The following is an 18,576-nucleotide window of genomic DNA, read 5'->3' on the forward strand; positions in this document are numbered from 1 at the left end:
CCGTCTCCTGAGGTACCGGCCGTCCCGCCCGGGACGGCGCCGCGTGAACCGTCCGTCACCCTTGGTGACGACGGGCACTGCGTGGCCAGCCTGCGTTCGTGGGAACAGGGCCACCACTCGTCGGCGCCAGTCGGAGCAGCCCGGCATCACCCGGGTGGCCGGACGACGGATGACGCCGGCCACGTCCGAGCGGGACAGGGTGGCGGGTACGGGTCTCGCCACCCCGGTACCGCCGTACGGGCCTCCGGTCCGAGAGTCCGGGGGGACGCCTACCGCACCGGGCCGGCCAGGGTCTCGATCGGGCCCAGACTCCCCCGGACATCGGGGTCGCGGGTGAGGGCCGCCAGTTCCTCGGGCGGTTCGCTCCCGTCCCGGACGCTCTCCACGTACGCCTTCGCCTCCCGCAGGCTCATCCGCCCCGCCTCCTTGCGCAGGTGCTGCATGGCGGCGGCGGTGCCGAGGGACTCCGCGAGGTCACGGACGGCCGCGGCGAGCGGGTCGGGCGCCCGGACGCCCTTGACCTGCCAGAGGTAGAACTCCTCCCAGTCATCCGTCCAGCGGCAGCCCGGAACGAAATGGATGCTCCCGTCCTCCCGGTCCACCAGGTACGGCCCCCCGAGGAGGTTCCCGCGCCGCTCCGGGGCCCGGGCCCCCTCCCCCGAGGTCCAGTAGCAGAGCCACCCCACCGACCGCTCCTCGACGGCATGGACGACCAGCTCCGGAATCAACCGCGCCCAGGCCCAGTTCGGCCGCTCGCGCGCCAACAGGGCATCGACGAGCTCGACCGCTCGCTCCTTGGTGATCACGCCCCCATCCTTCCCTGCCGGTCAACGGGGTTTCCCGCGCGCCCGGGCGTCGTCCGGCCGGCCTCGGGGCCCGGCGTGTCAGAGGCGCCGTCTAGCATCGGGCCCATGGCAGAAGAGAGTTCGACCACGGAGGTGGGCGTGACGGAGTCCGAGGGTTTCGGGTGCGCGGCGTGCTGTGCCGAGGACGCCCGGGTGGCCCGGGCGCACCACCAGAGCCACACGGGAGTCCGGGTCGAGAAGACGATCCGGGACGACTCGCACTTCATCGTCACCGTCCAGCGCTGCGGCCTCTGTTCACAGGCCTTCGTGAGCGTCTTCACCGAGTACGTCGACTGGATCGCCTCCCGGGACGCGCAGTACCGGACCGTCCTGCCGATCACGGACGCGGAGGCGGACGACCTGATGGCGGGGCGGTTGAGTCCGCACCGGGCCGGGGCCCTCGGGCACGGTCGCCGCCACTTGCAGAGCGACTGGCCGAGCGAGGCCGACGAGCCGTCCGTCTACTGGGCCAGCGGTGCGTTCGAGGTGCGCGAGGGGCACTGACCCGGCCGACCACGACGGCGGCCGACGGGGCGAGCAGGAACCGATCACCGGTCCCACCCGTCATCCTCACGGGAGTTGACACCGGTTCGACGCCCGTATCGCGCTGCACCGCCGAGGTCCGAGGAGATCCATGGTCGACACCGTCAACTCGCTGGTCGCCCGACTGCACGACGTACTCGTGGAGATGCTGACCAAGGGAGCCGCCGCCGCGGGGACCATCGGGAGCCTCCACGACGTCGTCGCGCGTGCCGCCGCGCTCGGCCCCGACGGTGCGTGGCTCGCCGCCGCGGGCCACGTGGGCCTCGGCGACCTCGCCTACGCGCACGGGCAGACGGACCAGGCCGTCCTGCACCTCGAAGCCGCGGTGGCGGCCGGCTACAACGACTGCGTGGCCCTCCACGTCGCCCCGATGCGCCCGCTGCACCAACACCCGCGCTTCCGGGCCGCGTACCAGCGGATGCGCATCACCCAGGCCGACCTGGACGAGCTCCACTGGCTGCACCGGGAGATGCAGATCACGATGAGGGAGGCGCAGCAGGCGACCGTCGACAACCTCGGCCGCCTCGACACCGGGGTGTCGCAGCTCCCGCAGGCCCCCCTGCCCACCCGCGAACCGCACACCGCCGGCGTCCTGATCACCCGCGTCGATCTCGCCGCGGCCCAGAGCGCCGTCCAACAGGCCTTCCTCAAGGCCGAGTTCCAGCGCAGCGCCGGCAACGTCAGCCTGGACCTGGTCTCCGACACGTGGGACTACCCGCGCGCCAGGCACGACGCCTGGCGCGCCGACGACCTCGACACCCAGCGCCTGCGGGCCGCCGAGGCCCGGGCCTTCGTCGAACGCCCCGGCCTCGGCAGCATGCTCATCCCCTGCCCGCCGCTGGGCTCGATCACCTACCCGGCCTGAGGCGCCCCGCGGGCCGCCGTGCCCCGCCCGAGAGGCGGCGGCACGGCGGGCGCACGGCGGGGGCACGGCGGCGGGTGTTCAGGCCGAGGCCAGCCGGGCCTCCTCGAGGCCGCCGAGCACGAACCCGTTCTCGAAGCGCACCTTGTACGTGAACCGTGTGCCGACTCCGGTGCCGGCCCCGACCGCCCCGATGAGCTTCTGGCGGAGGTCCTCGACGAGGCTCGCCGCGAAGGCGTCCAGGTGGCCGCCGCGGACCTGCTGGTCGAAGCTCGCGAGGTGGTCCTGGGCCGGACCGCCGGCCTCCTGCGCCACGCCCGTGACGATGCCCCCCAGTCCCTCCGACAGGAACAGCGGACCGGGAAGGCCGGACCGGCCCGCCGGGTCGTCCGGGGTGACCTGCACGTCCCCGGTGAGCTTCACCTTCGCGCCGATCTCGTACGGCATGGGTGTACCCCCTCGTTCGATCTTGGCTCTACCCAGGGCGAGCGTAGTCGAACTGCCGTGCACGGAACCGGCATCCGGCGAGACCAGGGGCCTGCCGGGCCCGGCCGGGAGACCGCCGGGGCAGAGCGACCGAGGCGACCGCGTCGGGCGGAGTCAGCCGGCGAGGTCGTGCAGTTCGTCGTCGCACGACCCTGTCCGGCAGCACACGGGCAACCAGTCGGCCGCGATCTCCCGGACACCCTGCAGCCGAGCCCGGTCGGGCTCCACCACCGTGAGAACCTCGAACGCGGTGCCCGCCCGGAGGGACCGGTTGGAGAGCACCTCCTCGTAGAGCAGCCAGAGTCCCTGCCCGACGACCTGCCGGCACAGCTCCGGGAGGTCGAGTCCCCGTCGGGCGGACTCGTGGTCTGTGCCCTCGCCCGCCACCGTGCACTGGAGGAGATCGAGGAACCACCCGCGCGCCGTCGGCGCGATGTCGTCCGCGAGCGCCGCCAGCGCGACGGACGTCACGGCAGGGGCCGGCTCCCACAGGACCGGCGGGGACCAGACATGTCCGTCGAGGCTGACATGACTCGGCGCCGGAAGGGGCCCCCGGCCGGCGAGTTGCAGCAGGTACCCGGCCAGGTGCGCTGCCGAGCCCCCGCACCCGCACAGCATGCTCCCCCAGTCCTGCCGGGCTATCTCCCTCTCGACCAGTCGCACAGCCCATACCCTAGACGCCGCGCGAACGGGGAGCTCAACGCCATCAAGCCGGGCGCACCCGCGCGCGGGGGTTCGATCCCTCGACGCCGACGTGTGAACCGGTGGTGCTCGGGGACCGGGGGCGGGCGGAAATCGGGAGGCGAGCGGGGAGGGGGATGCGCGACACTCTGTCAGGTGATCGTGATGCAGCCCGTGGTGGAGGTGCGCGCCTCCGACGGCTTCGACCTCTGGCCCGTCGCCCAGGTCGAGCGCTTCGACTTCCTGCCCCTCAGTGGTGACCTGTCCCCCGCCGAGGTGGGGACGGCGGTGATGGGCATCGTCGCCTGGAACGACGCCGACCCCGGCGAGGACCGCCCGCCGCGGCCGGCCGACCCGCTCGGCTCCTTCCTGCACGGACTGCTGACCCTCGACCCCCTCCTCGCCTCCGGCGGCCTGCGGGTCATCGACGAATCCACCGGCGTCACCTTTCTGCCCGGCTGCTGCGACGGCCTGGAGGACTGGCGCGACTGGCTGCGCTTCCTCGACGAGGGCAACGCCCTCTGGTTCGGCCACGATCCCGTGTCGCCGGTTGCCGAGCGCTTCGGAGAAACGGTCAGGCTCACCGTCGACGCGTGCCGGAGCGACAGCCCCACGATCGAGCTGCCCGTGACGGAGCTCCGCCGTCTGCTCGCCGACGCCGAACGCGATCTCACCGACTTCCTCGCGCTGGCGGCCGACTGGTCCGCCACGCGGCTGCCCGACCACGCCGCCGCCGTCACCGCCGCCCTCGCCCGCCTCTTCGGCTTGCCGCTGCCCGCCGTACCGTCGACGTCGTAGCACGACGCCCGGCTTCGGCTGCGCCCCGTAGCGCCCGTTCGGCCTGCGGCCTCGGCACGCGACGGCGACCCGGCCCGTTCGCTCCGGGTCGCCGGTGGGGCCCCGTCCACCGTATGCGGCAGCGTCGAGCCGTCGGCGCGGCCCCTACCGGAAGCCGAGGTGGGCGTCGGCGCCGGTCAGTTCAGCGCTGGCGGCCCACAGGCGGGCGGCGACGGCCGGGTCGGTCATGTGAGGGAGTGCGGGCTCAGGCCGTGGGGCGCCGCGCAGCCCGAAGATCCTCGGGCCCCACAGCTGTCCTCCCCGTACCCCGGGGTCGAGGACGGCACGGACGATCGGCCATGCCCCGGCGTCCTTGCCCTGCACCAGGATCCCCGCGGGCAGCGCCCGCAGCCGCTCGCCGGGGGTCGTCCTGGGCAGCGTCGGGCGGGACGGGGTGAGGGAGTCCAGTGCGCCGCCGGGGTGGGCCACCACGCTGAGGACCGTGCTGCCACCGGCGCGCAGACGGCGATCGAGTTCGAAGCCGAAGCTCATCTGCGCCAGCTTCGACCGGCCGTAGGTGCGTTTGGGCCGGTAGTCCCGGGTGGACTGCAGATCGTCCAGGTCCAGTCGCTCGGAGCGTGCCGCGAAGCTCCCCACCGTGACGACCCGGCCGCTCGGCGCCGCGGACAGGAGCGGGGCCAGCCACCGGGTGAGCGCGAAGTGGCCCAGGTGGTTGGTGCCGAACATCAGCTCGTGGCCGTCCGCGGTCTCCCGACGCGGCGGGTCGTCGAGCGCGACCCCCGCGTTGTGCACCACCGCGTCGAGATGACCGAGGTTCAGCCCGTCCACGGCGGACTCCAGGGACGACAGGTCCGCGAGGTCCAGCCGGAGGTGCCGCACCCGTGCCCCGGGGACGCGCGCGCGGATCGACGCGCCGGCGGCCTCGGCCTTGGCGGAGTCCCGGCTGCCGAGCAGGACGACGGCGCCGGTGGCGGCGAGTTGCTCCGCGACGAAGTAGCCGATCCCGGCGTTGCCGCCGGTGACCAGGACGGTCCTGTCCTCGGCGGACGGTAGCCGGTGGACGTCCCAGGGACGGCTCCGGGAGGGCGGGGTGGAGGACACGATGACCGGCTCCTTGCGCTCGGGGGCGGTGTGCTCACGGGGAGCACTGACCCGCCCAAGCTCGCAGCCCCTACCGGCATCTCACCGACAGATCACGGTCGCGCACCCGCCGACCGCCGTCAGCGCGCCCGCACCTCAGGGGTCCGACGACAGCGGCGACAGGGGCGACGGGGGCCGACCTTCCCCGCGGTGGTGACGATCACTAAGGTGTTGAGGCTGTGAGCATGCGTGAATCCGGTGAAGAGCTGTGGCAAGAGTTCGTCAGGGAGTTTGAGAAGAACAACGCGGTGGAAAAGCCGGGTTCCGCCGAGGGTGCGCGCCGGCCGGAGGGACAGCCGGAGCGGCCGTCGCCGTGGCGTCGGCTGCTCCCCGCGGTGACCGCTGTTCTGGTGGTGGCCGCGGGCGCGGGGGCGTACCTGCTCCAGACGTCGGACCCGGACCCGGCACCGGTCGCCGCGCCTCCCGTGCCGGTCACCCCCGCGCCGACCGCGCCCTCGCCGCGCACGGTTCCGCCCCCGCTCGACACTCCGGCGGCGGCACCGAACGATCCGGCCTCGCCGATCCCGCTGTCCGTCTTCCCGGCGCAGGTCCAGGGGTACTCACTGGTGTCGAACGTGGCGTTCCCGGCCTGCACCGGCGCGAACACCGTGGCGCCGTCCCTCGCCGGGATGATCACGCAGGGCCACGGCTGTCTCGGCGCCGGCCTGGCGCTGTACCGGGACGCCGAGGGCAACCAGTACAACCTGGCGCTGTTCACCATGAAGGACCAGGGCGACATCCCGCACCTGATCACCTTCCTGGCCTCCAACCCCGAGTCCTTCCAGGTCGCCGTCCAACTCCCGTCCAAGGACTCGGGCCTGTCCCGGCTGGCCGCCGCCGGCAACCGCGTGCAGGCGTTCTCGGGGCTGGGGCGCGCGCTGCTGGTCGGCCAGGCCCAGTGGTCCGACGGTCGGGTCGCGGACTTCGACGAACTGTCCGCACAGCTCTCGCCGCTGACGGACGCGATCATCCGCAACGTCCCCGCCTGACGGTGTGACGTCCCGCCCCCGGTCCCGCGCGGTGGCCGGGGGCTCAGTCGAAGCGGATGTGCCGGGCCCCCGTCCAGGCCCGGCGCAGGCGTCCCCGGATCGCGCTGTCGGTGTTCGGGGCGAGGCTCAGTCCGGACGTCGTGGCGATGTGGTCGGCGACCTGCGGGACGGTGAGCCGGTCGGTCCACAGCTGCCGGGCGAACTCCTCCCCGCGCAGGCGCTCCAGGCACAGGTCGAGCTTCGACAGGGCGAAGCTCTCGCGGCGCAGCGGGGCGTCCTTCCCGGCCACCCAGCGCACCGCGTGCCCGAAGCCGCGCTCGCTCAACCGCCGCACCACCGTCGCGCGTTCGGCCAGCAGCGCGAAGTGCCGGACGTCGTGGCCGCGTTCGCGCAGCCGGCCGACGGTCTCGCGGAAGTACGCCGGTTCGACGACCGTCATCGGCACGATCACCACGCCGTCGTGATCGGTGAGCGCACGGTCCAGTACCTCGAACACGCCGTGCCGCCAGGCGGGCAGGTCCTGGAAGTCCCCGCGCAGTGCCGGCGGCAGCATCCGGTGCAGACCGAAGCCCACGTGCTCGGGGTCGCAGATGACGCTGCCGGCGAGGCGTCGCCGGATCTCGTGCGCGGTCTGCGTCTTGCCACCGCCGAACGGGCCGTTGATCCACAGGAGCATGCACCAGACCCTACGCGGGGCGGGTACGGCGCGGCACCCGGGCCGCCGGCCTTCAGGTGGTGGCCGACCGCCCGTCGGCGGTCAGACGTCGACAGGCCAGACGGCGGCGCGGCCGCGCTCGACACGGACCTCGACCCACGACCCGTCGACCCCGTCCGGCAGGGGTGGCAGCGGAGGCCCGGCGAGGTCGAGGAGGATCAGCGGGCGGGCCGGGGTGTCGGAGGGCGTGGCTACGATCCGGCGCATGGGGTACACCACGGAATTCACCGGGCGGGTCGCCGTCGAGCCGCCGCTCAACGGGCGGGAGATCGCCTACCTTCGGAAGTTCGCCGGCACCAGGCGCATGGACCGTGACAACGGCCCCTACTTCGTCGACGGCACCGGCTGGGCGGGGCAGGGCCGCGACGCGGACATCCGCGCGTACAACGCGCCACCGGCGGGCCAACCCGGTCTGTGGTGCCACTGGGAGCCCACGGACGACGGGGCCGCGATCGTCTGGAACCAGCACGAGAAGTTCTACCACTCGCCCGAGTGGATGGCCTACCTGATCGACCACTTCCTCAAGGCCGGCGCACATGCCCAAGGTGAGCCCGGGTTCGAGGACTTCTCCTTCGACCACGTCCTCGACGGCGTGATCGACGCGCAGGGCGAGGAGTCCTGGGACTCCTGGCAGTTGATGGTGCGTGACAACGAGGTGTCCGTGTCCGGACCCGAGGAGCCCGAGACGGCATGGCTCTGCGGCGGCTGCTTCACGGTGGTCGCCGATGAGCACACCGTCTGCTGCCCGGGGGCGGGGCTGATGACCACGTACGTCGAGTAGACCGGCGGGCCGGCCGCCTTCCACAACGAGATGCACGAGCGCCGCACCGATGTCGGGCGTCCGGCTCTGCTCCGCGGATAGATCGAGTATCCCAACCACCGGACGTGCTTGTCACCGTCCTCCGGGAGGAGATTGTGCCGTGATTCGCACCCTTAAGGTTGCGGATGACCAGCGAGGACTTCGATCGGCTCCACCGCCGCTACGAACGCGAGGCCGACCCCGTCGCCGGCCTCGCCGCAGCCATCATCCGACCCCGCGGACTCTCCGAAACGAGTGTCCTCTCAGCCCCAGTCCTGCAGCTGCCGGAGCAGGTCGGCATCGCCCTCCGTCCGCAGGGAGTCGGCCGGGATGCGCATGTACATGAGCAGGGCGATCTCGCTCGCCGTGCCGTAGACGGCGGCAGTGGGCTTGCTCTCGGCGGCCTCCGCCGCGGTGAGGCGGGTGAAGCGGGAACCGGCGGCGTCCACCGTCTGGCGCCAGGAGCCGGCCTCGGCTGCGTGGTAGTCCATGGTGGCGGGCTCGCCCGGCCACGGGACCGTGACGGTGCAGACGGTGGCGAGGAACTCCTCGATGGCGTCGACCGCCTCGGTCGTCGGCAGCTCCTGCGGGGCACCGGCGGCCAGCTGGGCGTCGTAGGTGTGGATCAACGACTCCGGGACGCGGCGGCGGGCCGCGGCGGCCACGGTGTGCGGCGAGGCCAGCGGCTCCCACCAGGCCCAGCAGCCCCGGTCCGGGCCGGCCTCGCGCAGAGCGGTCAGCAGCTGCTCCGTCGAGTCGGCCAGCCAGGTGATGAGGGCCTCACGCTCCTTGGGCGCCGCCAGCCCGTCCTTGCTCGGCCGCTCGTCGCCCGGCGCGGTGTTCCGCACGATGTGGGCCCAGAAGCGGTCACCCTCACTGAGGTGGTTCGCCAGGTCGTACAGCGTCCAGCCCGGGCAGGACGGGACGTCGGCGTCGAGGCTGGGGGCCGTGGCGACGGCGGCGCGGAACGCGGCCGACCGCTCGTCAATCATCTGCAGCAGGGTGGGGAAGGAGAGAGGTTCAGTCACGCAGACCTTGTATCACCGGGACCGGAACGCTCGCACTCGATTTAGCCCCCGCGGCGGTCCCTACCGCGGTCCGGACCGCGGAGGGGACCGGGCGTAGGCTCTCGCCTGATCACCGCCGCCATGAGAGGTAGAGATGGGCCAGAAGATCATCCGGTTCTCGGACCTGACCGGTACGCACGTGGAGAACGACGACGACCTGGTGCGCATCGTCGTCCGCCAGCACCCCGACCTGGAGGACGGGCCGGTCGAGATCGAGGCGCTCGGCAGCGAGCTGACGGCGGTGGAGGAGCTGGCGCTCGACCTGGTGACGGTCGAGCTGCACTACCCCGACGCCGACGGGCCGGAGACGGTCGTGATGGAGGCCGAGGCGTTCGACCGGCTGGCTTCGGCCACCCCGATGGCCGAGGTCCTGCGCACGGCCAAGCGGGTCACCCCGGCGATCCCCGGCCAGGCCGCGGCGCCGGCCGGCGCCAAGGAGCGGGTCAACTACGCGAGCCTCGAACACGCCGGGAAGCCGCACAAGGGCCGCACCACCGACGCCGAGAAGCAGCTCGTCCAGCAGCACCTCGACGAGATCAACGAACGGCTGGCCGCCGCGGGCATCCGCACGATCGACCTCGACAGCCCGGAGCACGTGGCCCGGTACGGCCTGGAAGCCCTGGCCCGCGAGCGCGGCACCCTGCTCGGCTGACCGGCCGGGTCCCCGGACCACGGGGCCGGCGCCGCGTTGACGGGCGCCGGCCCTCGGGGCGCGGCTACGACCGTGCGTCGACCTGGACGACCGCGTGGCGGCCGCTGGTGCGCCACGGGGCACCGGTGCCGTCGAGCCGGGCGAGGGTGGCGGCGTCGGCGCCGACGACCACGTCCGACTTCAGTGTCCGCAGCGCGGCGACGGCCGTCGGGAAATGCCCCGTCACCTCGGTGAACGGGGTGGTCGGCGGCCAGAGTCGATCGCCGACCAGGCGGCGGTAGTTGAGGTCGCCCTTGACGACCGTCAGGGCCGCGCCCGCGAACTCGGCCCGGAGGTCGGCGGGCAGCTCGTGGAACGGCAGCGGCGCGCAGAAGAACGGGTGGGTGCGGACCACCAGCGCGCCGTCGCCCATGGCTCGCCACAGCCGCTCGCCGACCGCTGCCGCGGCGGGCGAGGGCGCGCTGCGGAGGCGTACGAGCGCGGCGAGGACGTCGGCCATCGTCGCGTCCGAGACGAAGTACGGCTGCGGTTTCACGTACAGGACGACCTGCGCCGCCAGGCCACGGGCGAGCAGGTGGTCGATCAGCACCAGGTCCGGCAGCAGCTCCCGGCCGGCGTTGTCCGCGACGACGCACACCCGCCCGCCCGCCGCCCGCTCCAGCACGGCCCACAGCAGCGCCCTGTCGTCGGCGACCAGGTCGGACGCGGCCGGCCCGCCCGGCTCGGCCGTCATCCCGAAGCTGAGGTCCGCGCGGTTGCCCCACAGCGCGGAGGACAGCAGCGCGTCCGCCTGCCGGGCCGGCGGCAGCCCGTCGAGTTCGCCCAGCACCGCCAGTTCCTCGTCCACCGCCGCCCCCGCCAGCTCGGCCGCCTTGAACGGCGCGAACGGGTCGACACCCTGCCAGGCGCCGGGCCGGAAGTACCCGGTGGCCTCCAGCAGCCGGCGGTAGAAGTAGCTCTCCGCCCAGAGGAACGGTGCCTCGCCCCACGGCCTGCCCCACAGGCCCTCGCCCCAGGCCAGCCACTGCTCCGCGTCCTGCGCGGCCTGCTCGTTCCGCGCGTCCGCGCCCAGCGGTTCCAGCACGCCGACGGTGCTCTCGACGAGCAGCCGCTCGACCGCGTCCCGCTCGGCGGGACCGTACGGCAGGGCGGCGAGGACCCGCCGGACCAGCTCGGGGTGGCGTTCGTGGAAGACCCCCCAGGCGAAGGACCCGGGGACGTCGCTGCGGATCACGGGCGCGTTCGGCACGGTGGGGGCTCGGCTCTCTCTCGTCGTCCTCGGGCACGGCCCGCGGGCGGCGGCGGGCCGCCGCCGAGCCGACCCTACGCGGGAGCGTGCGGACGGAGGGCACCGCCGACCCCGGAGTCCCCCGCCCGTGGGATCCGGCACGTACCGCTCGACCAGGCGGCCGCACGGACGCACGGCTTCGCCGTGGGCGGGCTGTCGACCACCGCCGCGCCCTGACTCGCCTGACACCCGTCGGGGGACCACCGGGAAGGCGCCGGGCCTCACCCGGCTCCGGGTCGCTCCGCGGGGTCCGGCGCGACCGGGCCCGGTGCCGGGAGGCCCAGAGCCGTGCGGATCCCGGCGACCAGTCGGGCGTCCAGGCCGGGCAGGGTCATCCGGGTCTTGACCAGGGCGAAGGAGAACCGGGTCGCCGGGTCCGCGAAGGCCGTGCTGCCGCCCGACCCGCTGTGGCCGAAGCCGCCCGGCGGGCGCACCGGGGGTGACGAGCTGTCACCGACCACGAACCCGCGGCCCATCGTCCAGGGGATGCCCAGCGATCGGTCCGTTCCGCTCGCACAGCCGGTGGTCGCCGCCCGCAGCGTGGCCGCCGAGAGCAGCCGGACGCCGTCCAGCTCTCCGCCGCGGGCCAGTGCCGCGTACAGCCGGGCGGCGGCGCGGGCGGTCATCGTCCCGTTGGCGGGGAGCGGTGTGCGCCGGACGTCGGCGCGGGCGGCCAGCTCGGCCACGGGCAGGACCCCGCGCGGGACGCAGTCGAAGAACGGCGAACCGGCGGGCATCCGCCGCAGCCGCGCCGCCCAGCCGCCGTCCTGGCAGGTGGCCAGGCGCGGCAGCAGGTGCTCGGGGGTGTGGAAGAGCAGGTCGTCGGCGATGCCGAGCGGGCCGGCCAGTTCGTCGCGCAGGAGTCGGTCGCAGGTGCGCCCGGTGGCGCGGCGCAGGATCTCGGCCAGCAGCAGGCCGTACGTCCAGGCGTGGTAGCCGATGGCGCTGCCGGGCTCCCAGCGCGGGCGCTGACCGGCGAGCCAGTCGGCCATGGCGGGCAGGTCGAGCAGCCGCTCGGGGGTGGTGTCCGCCGGGAGGTGCGGGAGCCCGGCCGTGTGGGTGAGCACGTGCCCGAGCGTGACCCCTTCCTTCCCCGCCGCGCCGAACTCCGGCCAGTACCGCGCCACCGGCGCCTCGTACGCCAGCACCCCCCGGTCCACCAGCACGGCGACCAGGGCCGCCGCCACGCCCTTGCCGGTCGACCAGGCCGGCACCAGGGTGTCCGGCCCCATCGGCCTCCCGTCGGCCGGGTCGGCCGTCCCCGCCCAGGCGTCCACGACCAGCTCGCCGTCCAGCCGGGCGGCCACCTGCACGCCGGTCTCCGCGCCGGAGGCGGTCAGTTCGGCCAGGACCGCCTCGACGCGCCGCTGCGCCGGGTTGTCCGGTGCTGTACCGGTCTCCATCGGACGCCCCCACTTCGCTTCCCGGCGCGCGACTGCGGCCGCCACGGGGTTCAACTCGACGACCGGTCCCCATGGTTCCCGGCCCGGGACGGAACCGTACCGAGGGGTGGGGTGGGCCATCGGGCGCGCGGGTGGTGGCGGCGCCCGCTCGACCGGGAGGGGCCCGGCGGATAATGGCCGGGACCGCGGGCCGAGGGCGCCGGCGGTGTCGATCGACGGAGAGGCAGCGGACGGATGACCCTGGAGGAAGGCCGACGAGTCAGGTTGGCCGAGGACCTCGGGATCGGCGAGGCGGTCGCCGGGGAGCACCGGGCCGTCGTCGGGCTCCTCTCGCTCGGCGCCGGGATCGAGGGCACCGTCGAGCGGGTGGACGGGGAACTGCCGGAGAGCCACGAGGTCCGCGAGTACCAGCGGCTCAAGGCGCTCTTCGAGGACTACGGGCACACCATGCCGACGGCCAGCCGGGAACGCCTGGAGGCGGAGATCGCCGCGCTGGAACCGGCGTGGGCGGCGTACCGGGAGCGCGGGAAGCGGGTGACGGTCCGGGTCCGCTGGGACAACGGCTTCGTCCTGGACGAGGTGCACCAGGACGTCCTCGCCCCGCTGTGAGGGAGGCCGTCCCGGCGTGACGACCCTCCGGGGCCACCGGGGTGTCCGCCGCGCGCGGTACGGTTCGTAGCCTCACAACTGGAGGCAGTGCATGAGTCGTTGGGGATTCGGGGCGGGACGGACCGGGCTGCGGCGGCGCCGTACGGAACGGCAGCGCCTGGCGGCCGACCAGGGCTGGGACTTCTCCGAGGAGAGCCCGGAACTGGCCGAGCGCTGGCGCGACGCGGTGCCCTCCGGCGACCGGGACGCCGGGGCCCGGGGCCGGTTCGCGGCCACCGGGATGCTCGACGGACACCGGGTCACCGTGTTCGACTGGGTCGGCGGCCGACCGGACGGCGAGATACGCACCGTCCACCTGGTCGAGCTGCCCGGCCCGCTCCCGCTGGTGGCCGTCTCCCGGCACACGCTGGCCGTCGACACGCTGTTACCGCTGCTGCGGCGCCAGGTCGAGCGGACACCCGGCCGCCACCTGTACGAGAGCGGCGAGGCCGAGTACGACGCCGTCCACCTGGTGGAGACCACCGACCCGGGCGCGGCCGCACGCCTGCTGACCCCCGCCGTCCGGGAGTACGCCGACGACCGGCGCTGGCTGGAGTGGCGCGTGGACGACCGCTGGCTCTGCCACGTCGGCGATCCGGAACCGGCGGCGACGCGCGAACAGGCGTTGCCCGTCCTGCGTTCCCTGGTCCGGCTCGTCGAGCTGGCCGACCCGGCCCTGTGGGGCGAGCGGCTCCCCGCGCCGACGGACACGGCCGCCGCTGCCGGGGCGCCGGGCCGGGACGAGCCCGGCGAGGAGCCCGGCGAGGAGCCCGGCGCCGACGAGCCCGTGGTGAGCGGCCCGAGCGCCATGTACCGCGGTGGGCCCGCCCACACCGGCGTCTACCCGGAGGCCCCCGCACCCGCCGGCTTCCTGCCGTGGAGCGTCCGGCTGCCCGTCCTCCCGCGCTCGGCCCCCACCGTCTGCGGCGGCACCGTCTACCAGACCGCCGGTCAGCGCTGCTACGCCCTGGACGCGCGGACCGGAGAACCGCGCTGGATCCACGAGGCCCAGGCCGAGCTGACGCTCACCCCCGCCGTCGAGGGCGACACCGTCGTCGTGATGGGCAAGGACGGCGTCCTGCGCGCGCTCGGCGCCGCCGACGGCGTCGAGCGCTGGAACACCCGCGTGGGCACCTCCTCCGCCCCGACCGTCGCCGACGGCGTGGTCTACACGGTGACCACGTCGATGTTCACGCTGCGCCACACCCCCTCCAGCACCCTGATCGCGACCGACGCCCGCACCGGCCGGCGGCGATGGCAGGAGCACCTCCGGGACGGCTCCTGCTCCGCGGCCACGGTGGCCGGGGACCTGGTCTACGTGACCGGCGTCAAGGGGCAGTTGGGCGCCTACCGGACCGAGGACGGCCGGCGGGTCTGGTACGACGACAACGCCGAGCGCTACCTCGCCCTCTGCTCACCGAGCGTCGCCGACGGCACCGTCTACCTCGGCACCGGCGGCGGCCTGGCCCACGCCTTCGACGCGGCCACCGGCCGGCAGCACTGGGGCGCCGAGGTCGGTGGCACCGCGATCGACCACAGCCCGGCCATCGCCGACGACCTGCTCCTCATCGGCGACTTCCAGACCGGCGTCCACGCCCTCGACCGGGCCACCGGAGCCCGGCGCTGGTACCTGCGCGGCCCGAACGGGGCCACGGCCCTCACGGTCAGCGGCAGCAACGCCTGGGTGGCCACCGGCGCCCGCAACCGCGTGCTGCTGCGGATCGCCCCCGCCACCGGCCGGGTGCACTGGCGGCGGGTCCTGGACGCCCCGGCCGCCATCCCGGTCTACGCGGACGGCGTGGTGTACGTGACCACCTCCCGGGGCACGGTGCTGGCGGTCGACGCCCTGACCGGCCGCCGCCCCGCCCGGCGGCAGCGCGGGCAGCGGATCGCCTGACGGCTGACGACTGACGACGGAGTGGCGGTCGCCGACGGTTCGGTCTTCCTGATGCCGCATCAGTCGACGTGGGCGGAGGGGGCGTCGGCACGGCGGACGGGCTCAGCCGCCGGTGCGGCGCAGCAGGTCCTCGACGGTCTGCGCGCGGCGCAGCGTCTCGAAGCGCACCCGCCCGTCGCCCGTGACGGTGGCCCCGTGCACGGCGGGCTCCAGCAGGCTGTTGTAGGAGAACGGGGTCGAGGTGTAGTAGGCCCCGGTGTCCAGCAGCGCGACCAGGTCCCCCGGTGCCAGTGGCGGCAGCGGCCGGGCCTCGGCGACCAGGTCCCCGGCGAAGCAGGCCGGGCCGGCCACGTCCTGCTCGACCGGGTCCCCGTGCTTGGCCGCTCCGGCGGCGTCGTGCGCGGTGATCCGCAGCGGCCAGGAGTAGGGCGCGAAGACCGTCCGGGTGGCCACCTGCACCCCGGCGGAGGTGATCGCGATCGCCCGCCCGCCGGCGGTCTTGGTGTACTCCACGTACGCGGCGGTGAAGCCGCTCTTGGCCAGCACGGAGCGGCCGAACTCGGTCACCAGCCCGAACTCGCCGGAGAACAGGGCCGGCGCGTGCGCCCGCAGCCGCTCGACGTACTCCCGGTAGTCCGGGGTCATCCGGTCGCCGGTGAAGTCGACCGGCAGGCCGCCGCCGATGTCCAGGCCCACCACCTGGCGGCGGCCCAGCTCCCGGTTGATCCTCCGGGCGAGCGCGACGGTCGCGGCGACCCCCTCCGCCATCAGGTCCACCGAGCAGCCCTGACTGCCGACGTGGCAGTGCAGCCGGCCGAGCCAGGGCCGGTCCCGGAAGGCGGCGACCAGTCGCCCGGCGTTGTCGTCGTCGGACAGCGCGATGCCGAACTTGGAGGTCGCGGTGGCCGTGCTCATCGGCCCGATGGCGCCGACGCCGATCTGCGGGTTGACCCGCACCCCGATCGTGGCGCCGGTCCGCCTCGCCGTCACCAGCTCGTCGACCCGGGCCAGCTCCTGCCAGTTGTCGACGTTGACCGCCACCCCGAGCTCCAGCGCCCGGGCCAGTTCGCGGCGGGTCCTGGCCGGGGAGTCGAAGACGATCCGACCCGGCTCGAACCCCGCCGCGAGCGCCTGGGCGAGCTCCCCCGGGCTCGCCACCTCGCAGCCCATGCCCAGGGCGCGCAGCCGCGCCAGCACCGGGACCAGGCAGTTGGCCTTGGCCGCGAAGGCGTGCAGCACCGCGGCCGGGCCGGCGAACGCGCGGTGCAGCGAGTCGACGGTCGCCGCCACGGCGTCCAGGTCGAGGAAGCCCGCGAGCCGCGCCTCCTCCGGGTCCAGCAGCCCCTCGCGGACCGCCGCGCGGAGGATCAGCTCACGGCGCTCGGGGCCGTACAGGGCGGTCGGCTGGGGGTTCGCCATGGTGACACGCTCCGTGTGGTCGTCCCGGTGGTGCTCGTCTCGGCCGTACCTCCAGACTGCCCGTCCGCCGGTGGGCCCGCCTTCCTCCCGCACGCGGATGTCCGAGGGGCGCCCCCGGGTCAGGCGGCCGTCACGGAGTGGCGGCGGCGATCAGGCGGCGGCGTTCGTCCTCCGTGAGGCCGCCCCACACGCCGTACGGCTCGCCGACGTCGAGGGCGTACTGGCGGCAGCGGGCGAGGACCGGGCAACGGGCGCACACCTCCTTCGCCAGCCGCTCCCGCTGCTGGGCCGCGGCACCGCGCTCATTGGCCGGGTGGAAGAAGACGCTGCTGTCGACGGTGCGGCAGGCACCCTCGAACTGCCAGGACCAGCGGTGCTCGAAGGCTCCGGGGAGGCGGGTCGGGTCGGACACGATGTGCTCCTTCCGAGTGAGCGGTCGATTCCGCCCGCTCGTCTATCCCGAATCGCCGGACGCATGCGGCTCCACCCCCAGCGGTTCCACCCCGACCGGTTCCACCCCGACCGGTGTCAACCTCCGCCGACAGCACGGGACATGGCGAACGCACGGTCCGGCGGGGCACGCCCGTTCCGTGCCCGGGGGCCGGGCCTGCGGAGCCCGCTACCCCTTCGACGGTGCCGCCGGGACGGCGCTGAGCGGTGCGGCCAGCGACTCCAGGCTGCGCCGCTCCGCCTTGACCCCGAGGACGGCCTCCACCAGCCCGGCCAGGGTCATCAGCGCCGCGCCGATGCAGAAGGCGAGCGTGGTGTCCGAGACCTCCCCGCTGCTCACCAGCCCGTTGAACAGCAGCGGCCCGGTGATGCCGCCGACGGCCGTGCCCACCGCGTAGAAGAAGGCGATCGACAGGCCCCGGGTCTCCAGCGGGAAGATCTCACTCACCGTGAGGTACGCCGAACTGGCCCCGGCCGAGGCCAGGAAGAGCACACCGGTCCAGCAGGCCGTCATCGTGGTGGCGGAGAGGTCGCCGTGCTGGAAGAGGGCGGCGGTGGCGAACAGCAGCACGCCGGAGCCGATGTAGGTGCCCGCGATCATCGGTTTGCGGCCGACGGAGTCGAAGAAGTGGCCGAGCAGCAGCGGACCGAGGAAGTTGCCGACCGCGATCACCGCGAAGTAGAAGCCGGTGTCGCCCTCCGCCACACCGAAGAAGGTGGTCAGGATGACGGCGTAGCCGAAGGTGATCGCGTTGTAGAGGAACGCCTGGCCGATGAAGAGCGCCAGGCCGAGCACGGTGCGCCGCGGATAGCGGACGACGACGGTACGCGCGATGGTGACGAAGCCGAGGGCCGCACGCTCGCGGATCCGGATCGGCTCACCGGTGACCGGCGGCAGGGGCTCCCCGGTCGAGTCCTCCACGGCCCGCTCGGCCTCGGCCACCACCTCCTCGGCCTCCCGCGCCCGGCCGTGGGTGAACAGCCAGCGCGGACTCTCGGGGACGTGCCGGCGCACCAGCAGGATCACCAGGCCCAGCACCACCCCGATCCCGAAGGCGAGCCGCCAGCCGACGTCCGTGGCGAACAGCGAGGTGTTCAGCAGCGCGATGGAGGCGAAGGCGCCGATCGCGGCGCCGACCCAGAAGCTGCCGTTGACGACCAGGTCGATCCGTCCGCGCACCCGAGCCGGGATCAGCTCGTCGATCGCCGAGTTGATGGCCGCGTACTCGCCGCCGATGCCGAAGCCGGTGAAGAAGCGGCAGAGGAAGAAGAACCACGCCGTCCAGGACAGCGCCGTCAGCGCGGTCGCGGCGAGGTAGACGGCGAGGGTGATCATGAAGAGCTTCTTGCGCCCCAGCCGGTCGGTCAGCCAGCCGAAGAACAGGGCTCCGGAGCAGGCTCCCGCCACGTAGACGGCGGCCGCGACGGTGGTCACCTGGCTGGTGGAGACGGCGATGCCGCTGCCGTGCTCGGCCAGGCGGGCCGCCATGTTGCCGACGATCGTCACCTCCAGGCCGTCCAGGATCCAGACGGTGCCCAGACCGATCACGATCCGCCAGTGCCACGAGGACCAGGGCAGCCGGTCGAGCCTGGCGGGCACGTCGGTCTCGACCACCCCCGGTTCCGGCCGGTGCTCGTGCCGGTGCGCGGATGCCTTCGCCGGATCGCCCATGACATCGTCTCCTCCCGTTCGTCCTGTCCCGCCCTCGGTCGGGCCGGGACCGGTCGTCCGCCTCCTGTCCGTGACGTTCGGCGACGGGCCGCTCCGGTGTGTCATCGCCGTCGCGCGCCCGTCGACCGTCCGCGGAGCGGGACCGCGCGGCGTCCGGACCCCGCCCGGCCTGCCGTCTGCCCGGACCCGGCGCGTCCATTCCCCGCGGCCGCGGACCCGCGA

At 74.1% G+C, this 18,576-nt stretch carries 20 protein-coding genes; 8 read left to right on the forward strand and 12 right to left on the reverse strand.

The features are described from left to right. Nucleotides 1-269 precede the first annotated feature (269 nt). Entirely contained in the window at nucleotides 270-806 is a 537-nt protein-coding gene (locus ACIRD3_RS05500) for a hypothetical protein (RefSeq protein WP_402212017.1), read from the reverse strand. 105 nt (nucleotides 807-911) lie between these two features. Here ACIRD3_RS05500 and ACIRD3_RS05505 point away from each other — a divergent pair, with 105 nt between their 5' ends. Next, on the forward strand, nucleotides 912-1,349 hold the full coding sequence (locus ACIRD3_RS05505) for a hypothetical protein (RefSeq protein WP_402212020.1): 438 nt from the start codon (nucleotides 912-914) through the stop codon (nucleotides 1,347-1,349). 130 nt (nucleotides 1,350-1,479) lie between these two features. After that, nucleotides 1,480-2,253: a hypothetical protein gene (locus ACIRD3_RS05510; RefSeq protein WP_402212023.1), complete on the forward strand. Its 774-nt coding sequence runs from the start codon at nucleotides 1,480-1,482 to the stop codon at nucleotides 2,251-2,253. A gap of 78 nt (nucleotides 2,254-2,331) precedes the next feature. Here ACIRD3_RS05510 and ACIRD3_RS05515 read toward each other — a convergent pair whose 3' ends face one another. Together ACIRD3_RS05515 and ACIRD3_RS05520 are read right to left on the reverse strand one after the other, a co-directional pair. Further along, nucleotides 2,332-2,697 carry a hypothetical protein gene (locus ACIRD3_RS05515; protein WP_402212025.1) on the reverse strand — a complete coding sequence of 122 codons (366 nt, stop codon included), beginning with the start codon at nucleotides 2,695-2,697 and terminating at the stop codon, nucleotides 2,332-2,334. Nucleotides 2,698-2,850: 153 nt separating this feature from the next. Continuing rightward, entirely contained in the window at nucleotides 2,851-3,207 is a 357-nt protein-coding gene (locus ACIRD3_RS05520; protein WP_402212028.1) for a hypothetical protein, read from the reverse strand. A gap of 375 nt (nucleotides 3,208-3,582) precedes the next feature. On the opposite strand from ACIRD3_RS05520, the gene ACIRD3_RS05525 reads away from it, so the two are divergent. Further along, nucleotides 3,583-4,215, forward strand: coding sequence for a hypothetical protein (locus tag ACIRD3_RS05525; RefSeq protein WP_402212850.1), 633 nt, complete (start codon nucleotides 3,583-3,585; stop codon nucleotides 4,213-4,215). Between the two features lie 144 nt (nucleotides 4,216-4,359). Here the strand turns inward: ACIRD3_RS05525 and ACIRD3_RS05530 are convergent, their stop codons facing one another. After that, nucleotides 4,360-5,316 (reverse strand): SDR family NAD(P)-dependent oxidoreductase, encoded by a 957-nt coding sequence (locus tag ACIRD3_RS05530; protein ID WP_402212031.1) that lies wholly within the window; start codon nucleotides 5,314-5,316, stop codon nucleotides 4,360-4,362. Between the two features lie 374 nt (nucleotides 5,317-5,690). Between ACIRD3_RS05530 and ACIRD3_RS05535 the strand changes: the two genes are divergently transcribed. Next, a complete protein-coding gene (locus ACIRD3_RS05535; RefSeq protein ID WP_402212033.1) occupies nucleotides 5,691-6,344 on the forward strand; it encodes a hypothetical protein in 654 nt (217 codons plus the stop codon). 43 nt (nucleotides 6,345-6,387) lie between these two features. On the opposite strand, the gene ACIRD3_RS05540 is transcribed toward ACIRD3_RS05535, so the two are convergent. Next, nucleotides 6,388-7,020 (reverse strand): AAA family ATPase, encoded by a 633-nt coding sequence (locus ACIRD3_RS05540; RefSeq protein ID WP_402212035.1) that lies wholly within the window; start codon nucleotides 7,018-7,020, stop codon nucleotides 6,388-6,390. A gap of 81 nt (nucleotides 7,021-7,101) precedes the next feature. Next, nucleotides 7,102-7,266 carry a hypothetical protein gene (locus ACIRD3_RS05545; protein WP_402212038.1) on the reverse strand — a complete coding sequence of 55 codons (165 nt, stop codon included), beginning with the start codon at nucleotides 7,264-7,266 and terminating at the stop codon, nucleotides 7,102-7,104. Between ACIRD3_RS05545 and ACIRD3_RS05550 the strand changes: the two genes are divergently transcribed. Further along, complete coding sequence (locus ACIRD3_RS05550) at nucleotides 7,265-7,840, forward strand: hypothetical protein (protein ID WP_402212040.1); 576 nt, start codon at nucleotides 7,265-7,267, stop codon at nucleotides 7,838-7,840. The genes ACIRD3_RS05545 and ACIRD3_RS05550 overlap by 2 nt on opposite strands. Nucleotides 7,841-8,121: 281 nt before the next feature. Here ACIRD3_RS05550 and ACIRD3_RS05555 read toward each other — a convergent pair whose 3' ends face one another. Then, nucleotides 8,122-8,886 carry a maleylpyruvate isomerase family mycothiol-dependent enzyme gene (locus ACIRD3_RS05555; RefSeq protein WP_402212043.1) on the reverse strand — a complete coding sequence of 255 codons (765 nt, stop codon included), beginning with the start codon at nucleotides 8,884-8,886 and terminating at the stop codon, nucleotides 8,122-8,124. A gap of 133 nt (nucleotides 8,887-9,019) precedes the next feature. Here ACIRD3_RS05555 and ACIRD3_RS05560 point away from each other — a divergent pair, with 133 nt between their 5' ends. After that, entirely contained in the window at nucleotides 9,020-9,577 is a 558-nt protein-coding gene (locus ACIRD3_RS05560) for a hypothetical protein (protein ID WP_402212045.1), read from the forward strand. 64 nt (nucleotides 9,578-9,641) lie between these two features. Here ACIRD3_RS05560 and ACIRD3_RS05565 read toward each other — a convergent pair whose 3' ends face one another. Further along, nucleotides 9,642-10,826 carry a damage-control phosphatase ARMT1 family protein gene (locus ACIRD3_RS05565; protein WP_402212048.1) on the reverse strand — a complete coding sequence of 395 codons (1,185 nt, stop codon included), beginning with the start codon at nucleotides 10,824-10,826 and terminating at the stop codon, nucleotides 9,642-9,644. 260 nt (nucleotides 10,827-11,086) lie between these two features. After that, nucleotides 11,087-12,268, reverse strand: coding sequence for a serine hydrolase domain-containing protein (locus tag ACIRD3_RS05570; protein ID WP_402212050.1), 1,182 nt, complete (start codon nucleotides 12,266-12,268; stop codon nucleotides 11,087-11,089). Between the two features lie 234 nt (nucleotides 12,269-12,502). On the opposite strand from ACIRD3_RS05570, the gene ACIRD3_RS05575 reads away from it, so the two are divergent. Both ACIRD3_RS05575 and ACIRD3_RS05580 read left to right on the forward strand, forming a co-directional pair. Beyond that, entirely contained in the window at nucleotides 12,503-12,877 is a 375-nt protein-coding gene (locus ACIRD3_RS05575; protein ID WP_402212053.1) for a hypothetical protein, read from the forward strand. A gap of 91 nt (nucleotides 12,878-12,968) precedes the next feature. Next, nucleotides 12,969-14,813: a PQQ-binding-like beta-propeller repeat protein gene (locus ACIRD3_RS05580; protein WP_402212056.1), complete on the forward strand. Its 1,845-nt coding sequence runs from the start codon at nucleotides 12,969-12,971 to the stop codon at nucleotides 14,811-14,813. 102 nt (nucleotides 14,814-14,915) lie between these two features. Here the strand turns inward: ACIRD3_RS05580 and ACIRD3_RS05585 are convergent, their stop codons facing one another. From ACIRD3_RS05585 to ACIRD3_RS05595, 3 genes are all read right to left on the reverse strand, one after another. Next, nucleotides 14,916-16,232, reverse strand: coding sequence for a diaminopimelate decarboxylase (locus tag ACIRD3_RS05585; protein WP_402212058.1), 1,317 nt, complete (start codon nucleotides 16,230-16,232; stop codon nucleotides 14,916-14,918). A 130-nt stretch (nucleotides 16,233-16,362) separates the two neighbouring features. After that, nucleotides 16,363-16,644: a WhiB family transcriptional regulator gene (locus tag ACIRD3_RS05590; protein ID WP_402212061.1), complete on the reverse strand. Its 282-nt coding sequence runs from the start codon at nucleotides 16,642-16,644 to the stop codon at nucleotides 16,363-16,365. Nucleotides 16,645-16,851: 207 nt separating this feature from the next. After that, on the reverse strand, nucleotides 16,852-18,354 hold the full coding sequence (locus ACIRD3_RS05595; RefSeq protein WP_402212063.1) for an MFS transporter: 1,503 nt from the start codon (nucleotides 18,352-18,354) through the stop codon (nucleotides 16,852-16,854). Nucleotides 18,355-18,576: the final 222 nt, after the last annotated feature.

This window comes from Kitasatospora sp. NPDC093550 (assembly GCF_044764985.1).
Lineage (GTDB): Bacteria > Actinomycetota > Actinomycetes > Streptomycetales > Streptomycetaceae > Kitasatospora.

Excerpts from the sequence above, each read along its gene's own strand:
- ACIRD3_RS05575 (WP_402212053.1), top strand. The coding sequence starts at position 12,503 with ATGACCCTGGAGGAAGGCCGACGAGTCAGGTTGGCCGAGGACCTCGGG.
- ACIRD3_RS05540 (WP_402212035.1), bottom strand. The coding sequence starts at position 7,020 with ATGCTCCTGTGGATCAACGGCCCGTTCGGCGGTGGCAAGACGCAGACC.
- ACIRD3_RS05515 (WP_402212025.1), bottom strand. The coding sequence starts at position 2,697 with ATGCCGTACGAGATCGGCGCGAAGGTGAAGCTCACCGGGGACGTGCAG.
- ACIRD3_RS05595 (WP_402212063.1), bottom strand. The coding sequence starts at position 18,354 with ATGGGCGATCCGGCGAAGGCATCCGCGCACCGGCACGAGCACCGGCCG.
- ACIRD3_RS05570 (WP_402212050.1), bottom strand. The coding sequence starts at position 12,268 with ATGGAGACCGGTACAGCACCGGACAACCCGGCGCAGCGGCGCGTCGAG.
- ACIRD3_RS05585 (WP_402212058.1), bottom strand. The coding sequence starts at position 16,232 with ATGGCGAACCCCCAGCCGACCGCCCTGTACGGCCCCGAGCGCCGTGAG.
- ACIRD3_RS05550 (WP_402212040.1), top strand. The coding sequence starts at position 7,265 with ATGGGGTACACCACGGAATTCACCGGGCGGGTCGCCGTCGAGCCGCCG.
- ACIRD3_RS05505 (WP_402212020.1), top strand. The coding sequence starts at position 912 with ATGGCAGAAGAGAGTTCGACCACGGAGGTGGGCGTGACGGAGTCCGAG.
- ACIRD3_RS05560 (WP_402212045.1), top strand. The coding sequence starts at position 9,020 with ATGGGCCAGAAGATCATCCGGTTCTCGGACCTGACCGGTACGCACGTG.
- ACIRD3_RS05510 (WP_402212023.1), top strand. The coding sequence starts at position 1,480 with ATGGTCGACACCGTCAACTCGCTGGTCGCCCGACTGCACGACGTACTC.
- ACIRD3_RS05545 (WP_402212038.1), bottom strand. The coding sequence starts at position 7,266 with ATGCGCCGGATCGTAGCCACGCCCTCCGACACCCCGGCCCGCCCGCTG.
- ACIRD3_RS05580 (WP_402212056.1), top strand. The coding sequence starts at position 12,969 with ATGAGTCGTTGGGGATTCGGGGCGGGACGGACCGGGCTGCGGCGGCGC.
- ACIRD3_RS05525 (WP_402212850.1), top strand. The coding sequence starts at position 3,583 with ATGCAGCCCGTGGTGGAGGTGCGCGCCTCCGACGGCTTCGACCTCTGG.